Genomic DNA, 3,196 nt, shown 5'->3' on the forward strand with positions numbered 1-3,196 from the left:
TCCATCGGGCAGCCGTAATGATCCTCGATCACGCAGGCCCAGCGGGCAAGCTGCACGATCTCGGCGTCGGTCAATACAAACCCAGCACGCTCGGCCCTTGACGTCGGCACGGTGCGCGTGGTGCCCTCGCCTGTGCGCGCATAGATCATCTTGTGCGCCTTGCCCCCAAGGCGCTTCTCGACGATCGGCACCACCCCCTCGCGCGCCAGCAAGGGCTTGAAGACCTGGTATTCATCGGGGTCCACGGTGCCCTGCACCACGGTCTCGCCCAGCCCCCAGGCGGCATCGATCACCACCACGCCCTCGAACCCGGTTTCGGTATCGATGGAGAACATCACCCCCGAGCCGCCGATGTCGGAGCGCACCATGACCTGAACGCCAACCGACAAGGCAACCTTCAGATGATCAAAACCCTTGGCCTCGCGGTAACTGATCGCTCGGTCGGTAAAAAGCGAGGCATAGCAGCGCCGGCAGGCATCCAGCAGCGCCTCTGCGCCCCGGATGTTCAGGAAGGTCTCCTGCTGGCCCGCGAAGCTGGCGTCCGGCAGATCCTCGGCGGTGGCCGATGAGCGCACGGCAACATCCGCATCCTTGCGTCCGATACGATTGCACAGCGCGGCATATTCCGCACGGATCGCGGCGGCGGTTTGCTCGGGCCAGTCGGCCTTCAGGAAGGCCGCGCGCAGCGTCTGGCCGGTTTCCGCCAGCGTGGCCTTGCCCGTGTGCATCGCCTCCAGCGCTCCGGCGACAACCGCGCGCAGGCCGCCGGCATCGACGAACTGCCAATAGGCGTGCGACGTCGTCGCAAACCCCGGTGGCACCTCCACCCCGCGCGCGCCCAGATGGCGCACCATCTCGCCCAGCGAAGCGTTCTTGCCCCCCACCCGCGCGACATCGTCTCGCCCAAGGTCATCGAAACGAATGATCTGCATGTCGGTTTCAGCCATGCTCCCCCCTTGCAGCACCGGAAATGCGTCGCGAATGGCGGGGCGAAACTGTCCAGGCCACCCGTTTGCGAACGCCGAATCGAGTGGAAAATCCTATCGCGGATGCAACAAATGGGATTTGATCTGCATCAGGGCAGCGCTCTACCAGCCTGCGCGCCCGAGCATCGTATCGAAAGGTTCAGGCGCGCTTTTCCCGTCATGCGCCAGAACCCGTCTGCACGGCATTTTTCGAAACAGGGTTCATGACGCAAGCGCTCTTGCGGGCTTTCAACCCGCGAGTGATCAGAGCGCGCGCAGCCCCGAGGCGAAACGGCGGGCGTTTTCGCGGTAGCCCTGCGCGGATCGGCGCAGGTTTTCGATCGCAGGGGCATCGAGCGTCCGAACCACCCTGCCGGGGCTGCCCATGACCAACGATCCGTCAGGGATTTCCTTGCCCTCGGTGATCAGCGCCCCTGCCCCGATCAGGCAGTTCCTGCCGATCTTCGCACCATTGAGCACCGTCGCGCCCATGCCGATCAGGCTTTCGTCGCCGATCGTGCAGCCGTGCAGGATGACATTGTGACCGATGGTGCAATCGCGGCCGATGCTCAGCGGATAGCCCATGTCGGTATGCAGAACGCTCGATTCCTGGATGTTCGAACCTTCGCCCACCGTGATCCATTCATTGTCGCCGCGCAACGTCGCGCCGAACCAGACCGAGGCCCCGGCCCCAAGCCGGACCCGCCCGATCACATTGGCATCGGGCGCCACCCAGGCGTCCGCGGCCAGTTCCGGGATAAGGTCATCGAGGGCGTAGATCATGCATCTTCTCCTGTCTGGCGGGCCACGAATTCCTGATTGAGACCGCGCACGAAATCATTGAGGCCGGGCTGGCGCTCGCGGCGCAGGCGCTCGGCGCGCAGGATGGTGATCAGGGCCTCGGCGGCGGTGTCGATATCGTCGTTGACCAGCACATAATCGTATTCCGCCCAGTGGCTGATCTCGTCGCGCGATTTCGCCATTCGCCCGGCGATCACACTGTCGCTGTCCTGCGCGCGCCCCCTGAGCCGCTTTTCCAGCTCGGCGATCGAGGGGGGCAACACGAAGACCGACACCACATCCTTGCCCAGGCTGGAGTTGCGCACCTGCTGGCCACCCTGCCAGTCGATATCGAAAAGCGTGTCACGCCCGGCGGCCATCGCCGCTTCGACCGGTCCCTTGGGTGAGCCGTAGTAATTGCCGAACACCTCGGCATGTTCCAGCATCTCGCCCCCCTCCACCAGCGCCTCGAATTCCGCGCGGCTCTTGAAATGGTAGTGCTGGCCATCCACCTCGCCGGGCCGGGGCGCGCGGGTGGTGGCCGAGACCGAGAAGGCCAGCGACGGGTCCCAGTCCATCAAACGCCGCGCAAGCGTCGATTTTCCCGCACCCGAGGGCGAGGACAGGATGATCAGTAGCCCGCGCCGCTGCATGCCCTACTCCAGATTCTGTACCTGCTCGCGCATCTGGTCGATCACCGTCTTGAGGTCAAGCCCGATCCGCGTAAGCTCGCCATGCTGGGACTTGGCGCACAGGGTGTTGGCCTCGCGGTTGAATTCCTGCATGAGGAAATCCAGCTTGCGCCCCACCGGGTCGGCGCTTTCCAGAAGGGCGCGCGCCGCGGCGCAATGCGCTTCAAGACGGTCCAGTTCCTCGGTGATATCGGTCTTGACCGCGATCAGCGCCAGTTCCTGCTCCAGCCGCCCCGGCTCAATGTTCGGTGCAATCTCGGTCAGCCTGGCCAGCGCCGCACGCAGCGTTTCGAACTGATCGCCGCGCCGCGCCTCGGCGGCCCGGCGCGCGGCCTGCTGCAATTGCGCGATCTGCGCCACCTGCCCGTCCAGCACCGCTTCAAGCGCCGCACCCTCGCGTTGGCGGGTGTCGTCGAAGGCATCGATCAGGGTGTCGATCTGCCCCAGCAGCGCGGCGATCAGCGGCGCCGGGTCGGCGGCTTCCGGGCCGGTGTCGATCACTCCGCGCAGGCTCAGCAAATCGGCCGCCGTCATCGGCGCCAGGGCGAAACCCTGCGCCTCGGCGCGTGTCTCGGCCTCGGACAGCATGGCCAGCACGGCCTCCAGCATGGCAGCGTTCAGCCGCACGCCCGCCGCGGCATCGCTGCGCAGGAGTTTGAGCGAAATCGTGATGCTGCCACGCCTGATCCGCGCGCCGACGCGCTTGCGCAATTCGGCTTCCAGCCCATCCAGCCCTTCGGGCAAGCGCAACCGCAGGTC

4 protein-coding genes are annotated in these 3,196 nt (G+C 65.7%); all 4 read right to left on the reverse strand.

Features of this window, described 5'->3' with window-relative positions; all coding sequences use genetic code 11:
- Positions 1 to 947: PEP/pyruvate-binding domain-containing protein (locus tag Q7U95_RS04590; RefSeq protein WP_308752241.1), on the reverse strand; the 947-nt coding region annotated here is incomplete at its 3' end.
- Between the two features lie 282 nt (positions 948 to 1,229).
- Positions 1,230 to 1,748 (reverse strand): gamma carbonic anhydrase family protein, encoded by a 519-nt coding sequence (locus tag Q7U95_RS04595; protein WP_308752243.1) that lies wholly within the window; start codon positions 1,746 to 1,748, stop codon positions 1,230 to 1,232.
- Positions 1,745 to 2,398, reverse strand: coding sequence for a guanylate kinase (gene gmk / locus Q7U95_RS04600; RefSeq protein WP_308752245.1), 654 nt, complete (start codon positions 2,396 to 2,398; stop codon positions 1,745 to 1,747). Before gmk ends, Q7U95_RS04595 begins: the two co-directional genes overlap by 4 nt.
- A 3-nt stretch (positions 2,399 to 2,401) precedes the next feature.
- On the reverse strand, positions 2,402 to 3,196 hold a 795-nt coding region (locus tag Q7U95_RS04605), incomplete at its 5' end, for a YicC/YloC family endoribonuclease (protein ID WP_308752247.1).

The sequence above is a fragment of the Candidatus Oleimmundimicrobium sp. genome, from assembly GCF_030651595.1.
Lineage (GTDB): Bacteria > Actinomycetota > Aquicultoria > UBA3085 > Oleimmundimicrobiaceae > JAUSCH01.